At 50.2% G+C, this 5,575-nt stretch carries 3 protein-coding genes and 4 pseudogenes; 5 read left to right on the top strand and 2 right to left on the bottom strand.

Annotation, left to right across the window (positions count from 1 at the left end):
- Window positions 1-213 precede the first annotated feature (213 nt).
- Complete coding sequence (locus IAE27_RS28945) at window positions 214-552, top strand: hypothetical protein (protein WP_200093391.1); 339 nt, start codon at window positions 214-216, stop codon at window positions 550-552.
- Window positions 553-1,264: 712 nt separating this feature from the next.
- Here IAE27_RS28945 and IAE27_RS28940 read toward each other — a convergent pair.
- On the bottom strand, window positions 1,265-1,921 hold the full coding sequence (locus IAE27_RS28940; RefSeq protein WP_227685342.1) for a helix-turn-helix transcriptional regulator: 657 nt from the start codon (window positions 1,919-1,921) through the stop codon (window positions 1,265-1,267).
- Between the two features lie 193 nt (window positions 1,922-2,114).
- Here IAE27_RS28940 and IAE27_RS28935 point away from each other — a divergent pair, with 193 nt between their 5' ends.
- Window positions 2,115-2,507 (top strand): nuclear transport factor 2 family protein, encoded by a 393-nt coding sequence (locus IAE27_RS28935; protein ID WP_200093389.1) that lies wholly within the window; start codon window positions 2,115-2,117, stop codon window positions 2,505-2,507.
- A gap of 33 nt (window positions 2,508-2,540) precedes the next feature.
- Here IAE27_RS28935 and IAE27_RS28930 read toward each other — a convergent pair.
- Window positions 2,541-2,936, bottom strand: a pseudogene (locus IAE27_RS28930) (IS1 family transposase); the annotation flags it as partial.
- Between IAE27_RS28930 and IAE27_RS28925 the strand changes: the two are divergent.
- From IAE27_RS28925 to traX, 3 pseudogenes are all read left to right on the top strand, one after another.
- Window positions 2,931-3,172, top strand: a pseudogene (locus IAE27_RS28925) (IS481 family transposase); the annotation flags it as partial. The pseudogenes IAE27_RS28930 and IAE27_RS28925 overlap by 6 nt on opposite strands.
- A 109-nt stretch (window positions 3,173-3,281) precedes the next feature.
- A pseudogene (locus IAE27_RS28920) lies at window positions 3,282-4,568 on the top strand (conjugative transfer relaxase/helicase TraI domain-containing protein); the annotation flags it as partial.
- A 39-nt stretch (window positions 4,569-4,607) separates the two neighbouring features.
- Window positions 4,608-5,316 (top strand): annotated as a pseudogene (traX, locus tag IAE27_RS28915) (type-F conjugative transfer system pilin acetylase TraX).
- Window positions 5,317-5,575 lie beyond the last annotated feature (259 nt).

Genomic DNA, 5,575 nt, shown 5'->3' with positions numbered 1-5,575 from the left:
GAAATGGAAGCCACTGGAGCACCTCAAAAACTCCATCATACACTAAATCAGTAAGTTGGGAGCATTACCGCTCTGCTGACAATACACAACAGAGAGGTATTGCATGCCAGCAACAGCAATACTAAGTTTCAATGTGCGTTCTGTAAAGGTAGTTTTTAAACCAGATGTGTGGAACACAAAAGGGAATACAAAATTTCTTTATCGGGGTGCTGCATGAAACTACATGCTTTTAAAAGTTTCATAGAGCCGGAACGAAAAAGAGGAGCAACAAATTTCACAGTAATATATTGCGATAATGAAATTTTGCTACGGTGGATTAACACAGAAGGTTTTATTTGCGGAACTTTACTTCACCACTCTAAACGTATGAGACCATCCGCTAAAGAGCGAGCAATATATCAGAAATACCGCAAATGGCTTAGTGCAACAAAAGACAAAAAAACCGCCCCGCAGGGCGGTTTTTTTGCTTTTAGGTCAGCGGTATTTTGTTTTTTTCATTTTATTTTTACACCCATACGTACAGTGACCAGGGAGAGGGGCTTTATAGCTTAACAAAATCACATCCCGGCCATTAACAAACCACTCAGACACCGTGAGCTTGTTATTACATCGGGGGGGACGCACATCCCGCAAGAATAAAAAATGATGAACAAACACGACTGAGCTTATTTCCGTCTTCTGATGTCGTTACCAACACACCCTACGCAGGATGTAAAATCCTGCAAGATGTGTTTTAAAACAAGGTGTTATATGTTTTAGTTGTGAAATTTGTATGTTATATAAACAAAGGCGGGACTACAATCCGACTACATGGGGACTACAACTATACTATATCTTTAAAAACATAATGTTATAGCTTGATTTTGAGAATTGTAGTCCCCTGGGACTGCAATTTATCAGATGTTTCATCCAATATAGTTGGATTGTAGTCTGGTTTTGCAGAGTTAATGACTAGCTGAAAATTTATCGTACAGACTCGTTAGGTTTTTTTATATTTGGGGACTACAATCCGGCTACAGACAGAGAGGTTGAAAATGCCAAGAATTCAGAATTACGTCCCTTCGGGGAATTATAAAAAGATGGAAGAAATCATTGATGTTCTTCAGAAAACGGTGCGACCCGAAGTGAGGCTAATATTTCCTCTATAGCGGCAAAATTCATTGGTATGGGCCTCATCTTATAGGAGGCTCAAAATAATAGGGGTTGAAGGCCAATGGTGTAAAAAAAACACGTTAGTAACGCAATTTTTTGTTAAAACTGAATTTTAAATATCACTACCTGCTAATGGAATCACTGCCAATTTGTCAGTTTCCTTAAACTGCCCAGGAGTCATCCCAAAACGTTCCCGGAATATCTCAATATAAGCACTGACGTTACTATAGCCACTAAGATATGCCACTTCGTTTACGGATAATCCGGCCAAAATCCATTGGAGTGATGAGAGTACTTTTGCCTGCTGACGCCATCGGCTAAAAGTAAGCCCGGTTTCCTGATGAAACAAACGGCTAAGATTTCGTACACTAATCCCCCATTTATGGGCCAGTTGTGTCTGATTCAGCACACATCCGGGGTTTTTTAACAATTCGTTTGCAACATTTCTCGCCCGACGATCTTCCGGCAGTATGAGCTGAAGTGGCAATGCAGGTAGCTGATTCAGTTCACAGGTTAATACTTGCAGAAGAGCATCTCTGTAATCGGCAGGCCTGTTCAGGAATAGCCGTTCAAGCAGTTTCAGGATGAAACTATCCACTCCGTAGACCCCAGAACAGAGGGGTAAGTGAATACTGGATGATGGTTTAATGTAAAGACATTTGCCGCTTACAGCCCCTGAACTTTTGGCTCTGTGGTACAGATTCGCCGGAAACCATCCTAACGACCCTGGGGTGACAATCCATTGAATCAATTCCGTTTCAATAATCATAAGTCCCCGGTTGAGCCAGAATAACTGGCCTGATCCGTGCTTATGCCACTGCGTTGAATGCATAGCGTCATAGTCAATTTGGGATGTTTGTATCTGCATGGCCGATTAACCGTATATATTGTCCATATACCGATAATATATCATTCAGGTCCTGAAGTAGACTTTCTGTCATTACTCAGAGAGGAGAATCAAAATGCAAAATATTAAGCAGACAGTCATTGCGGCACTACAGACGCTCATCACAGATCCATTGCATGACGAGAGCAAAATTGCAGCATTTTTTTCTTCTGATTATCAACAGAACGTGGATGGCAAGCAACTGGACTACAGTGGATTTATCACACATATGGCGGCCATCAAATCACATACAACACTGATGAGTATTTCTATTAAAAGTATCGTTGCTGAAAATGATACGGTATTCACTCATCACTATGTGAATGTTGAAAAAAATCAGGGAGAGAAAAGCGAATTTGAAGTTTTTGCCTGCTTTACTTTTTCATCGGAAAAAATTATCCGTTGTGAAGAGCTCACAAGAATGATTAATGGACTACCCGGGGACAGCGATCTGGGTAGCAGAAGTTAATTTTTTCTTCAGCCTGTAGGTAATGACTCCAATTTATTGGTAATGATTTATCTTCAGATACTGCCCGATGACTTTGTCATGCAGTTCCACTGATTTTGAGAACGACAGCAACTTCCTGCTCAGTCTTGCAAGATGCCGTCTCAGATTCAGGTTATGCCGTTCAATACGCTGTGTGTAACACTTGCTGATAACGTGCAGCTTTCCCTTCAGCCGTGACTCATACAGCGGCCATCCGTCCGTCATCCATACCACAACATCAAAGGCCGACAACAGGCTCAGAGGTCGTTCCAGTGTGGCTTTGATCCGCTCACCGAAGACGTGTGTCACCACCGTTCTGCGTATCCTGTCATACGCGTAAAACAGCCAGCGCTGGCGCGATTTGGAACCGACGTAACCCCACTGTTCGTCCATCTCCGCACAGACGATGATCACTCCCGTTTCTCCCTGTGCCTGGTGTCCTGCACCGATGAACGGCGCGAGACTGTCCAACAGCACCTGATCCGCGTGTTTGAACTCTACGGTCTGCCGGACAGAATGACGATGGATAACGGCTCGTCATGGGGTGACACTACCGGCACCTGGACGACACTGGGTCTGTGGTTGATTCGTTTGGGTGTCCGGGTGGGCACTCCCGGCCAAATCATCCGCAGACACAGGGCAAGCTGAGTGGGGGGTGATCGACCTGAAGAAAAAGTCGATCACCATGAGTATAGGATGTTTAAAAGTGTTCACCATGCTCCCGAACACCAGTCTACTATGCCCCCTGATTGTACAGAGGCTTCTGCGGAGGGGGGCACACTTTACCGGCCGGAACACATCACCGTGTCGCAGGGTGACCGAATGGTTTCAGCAAAAGTGACCCGGACCGGGGTTTTTTGGCCAACAGCGTGTGGGAGATGAAAGCCGTTTCGGGTGACGGTGTCACGTTGTCTGACGGTAAAACCATCCGCACGCTGAACCCGACGGCGGACGAGGCGCAGCGACATATTGACCTCGCCTACGCCATCACCGCGCACGGCGCACAGGGGGCCAGTGAACCTTTCGCCATCGCGCTGGAAGGCGTGGAAGGCAGCCGGAAAACAATGGTCAGCTTTGAGTCGGCCTACGTGGCGCTGTCGCGTATGAAGCAGCACGCGCAGGTCTACACAGACAGCCGCGAGGGCTGGATAAAGGCCATCAGAAATTCGCCTGAGAAATCGACGGCGCACGATATTCTGGAATCCTGTAACGACCGGGCGGTGAAAACAGCAGACCTGCTGTTCGGGCGGGCGCAGCCGCTGGATGAGACCGCCGCAGACCGGGCCGCCCTGCAACAGTCCGGTCTGGCCAGAGGCCGCTCTCCGGGTAAATTCATCTCACCCGGTAAAAAATACCCGCAGCCACATGTGGCCCTGCCGGCATTCGACAAAAACGGCAAAGAGGCCGGTATCTGGCTCAGCCCGCTGACGGACAGGGACGGGCGACTGGAGGCCATCGGGGGGGGAAGGGCGGATTATGGGTGACGAGTCCGCCCGGTTTGTGGTGCTGCAGAACAGCCGCAACGGCGAAAGTCTGCTGGCCGGGAATATGGGCGAAGGCGTGAAAATAGCCCGTGATAACCCCGACAGCGGGGTGGTTGTCCGGCTGGCCGGCGATGACCGCCCCTGGAACCCGGAGGCCATCACCGGCGGACGGATATGGGCAGACCCCCTGCCGAATCGGCCGCTCCCTGATACCGGTACTGACATCACGCTCCCGCCGGACGTACTGGCACAGCGGGCCGCAGAAGAAGCGCAGCGCAGGGAGATGGAAAAACAGGCGGAACAGGCTGCCCGGAAAGTGGCCGGAGAGGAAAAAAAAGCGGATGAGCCGGGCGAGCGGATAAAAGAGGTCACCGGGGATGTCATTCGCGGGCTGGAGCGTGACCGTCCGGGCGAGGATAAAACACGGCTGCCGGATGACCCACAGACGCGACGCCAGGAGGCGGCGATTGAGCAGGTCGCCTCAGAGAGTCTGCAGCGCGAGCGCCTGCAGCAAATGGAGCGGGATCTGAACCGGGAGAAAACCCCCGGCGGCGACTGAGCATCATGAGAGCTGTATACGGAATCAAGGGAAACAACAATGACAACACCCGCAATAAGCCTCAGCGACGCAGACCGCTGGCTGCAGGCTCTCCTGACCTGGACACCCGGGCAGACGGATATCATTAAAACGGTGGAGCTGGTGCTGATGGTCACTGACCACGCCGGACTCCTGCTGGCACATAACAACGAGCTTATGCGCCTGCTGGGCCGGGGCTGCTTTCCGCTGTTTGGTCTGGTATGGGGCATGAATCTGACGCGGCACGGGGACATTCGCCAGTCCGGCCCGAACACATTATGGCTGTGGGCGCTGATTGCACAGGTCCCGTTTCTGCTTATTGGCTTCCCGTGGTATGAGGGAAACATTCTGTTTGCCTTTGCGGTGACGGGCCAGGCTTTGCGGTGGTTCAGCTTTCCGGGCCGGCATGACAAAATGCTGTCCATCGCCCTGGTCCTGGCGTGGTTGCCGCTTTCCGTGCCGAATTATGGCGTGGCGGGGGTGTTGATGCTGTTGTCCAGCTGGCGCCTGTTCAGGGCGCAAGGACCGGCAGAACGGGTGGGATACGCCACGGTATGGGCCGTCATGGTGCTGCTGATGAATCTGTATGATGGTGTGGCGTCAGCCGCCGGGCTGTGTATTGCCATGCTGGTCTTGTCTGTCTGCTCCGGCACGATTCTGGCCGCGTCATTTTTTTGTGGTGTTTTATGCCGTTCATCTGGCGGTGCTCGGGGCGGTGGCGACATTATAAAAAGATTGCCCGCTCCACCACGGGCAGCCGTACAGCCATACACCTAAAAGGAGGAAACCAGCACCACCCCTTCACCTGCAGGAAAAGATGATGCTGTTCAGGTATGGTATCCCTCTGATTCTGAATAAACGTTGAACGAGATCGCGATGAGTGAAAACAAACGGCTCTGTCGCATTAAGAAGTCGTCAGATAACATGCTGTTTTTTTGCGATGTTATCTGACTATGCAGCTGATCCGAAAAGCCTTCAAACGTCTGCAC

Source organism: Klebsiella sp. S69, from assembly GCF_016516145.1.
Taxonomy (GTDB): Bacteria; Pseudomonadota; Gammaproteobacteria; order Enterobacterales; family Enterobacteriaceae; genus Klebsiella; species Klebsiella oxytoca.
Note: the sequence above shows the minus strand (reverse complement) of the source record. Positions and strands in the feature narration are given on the sequence as shown.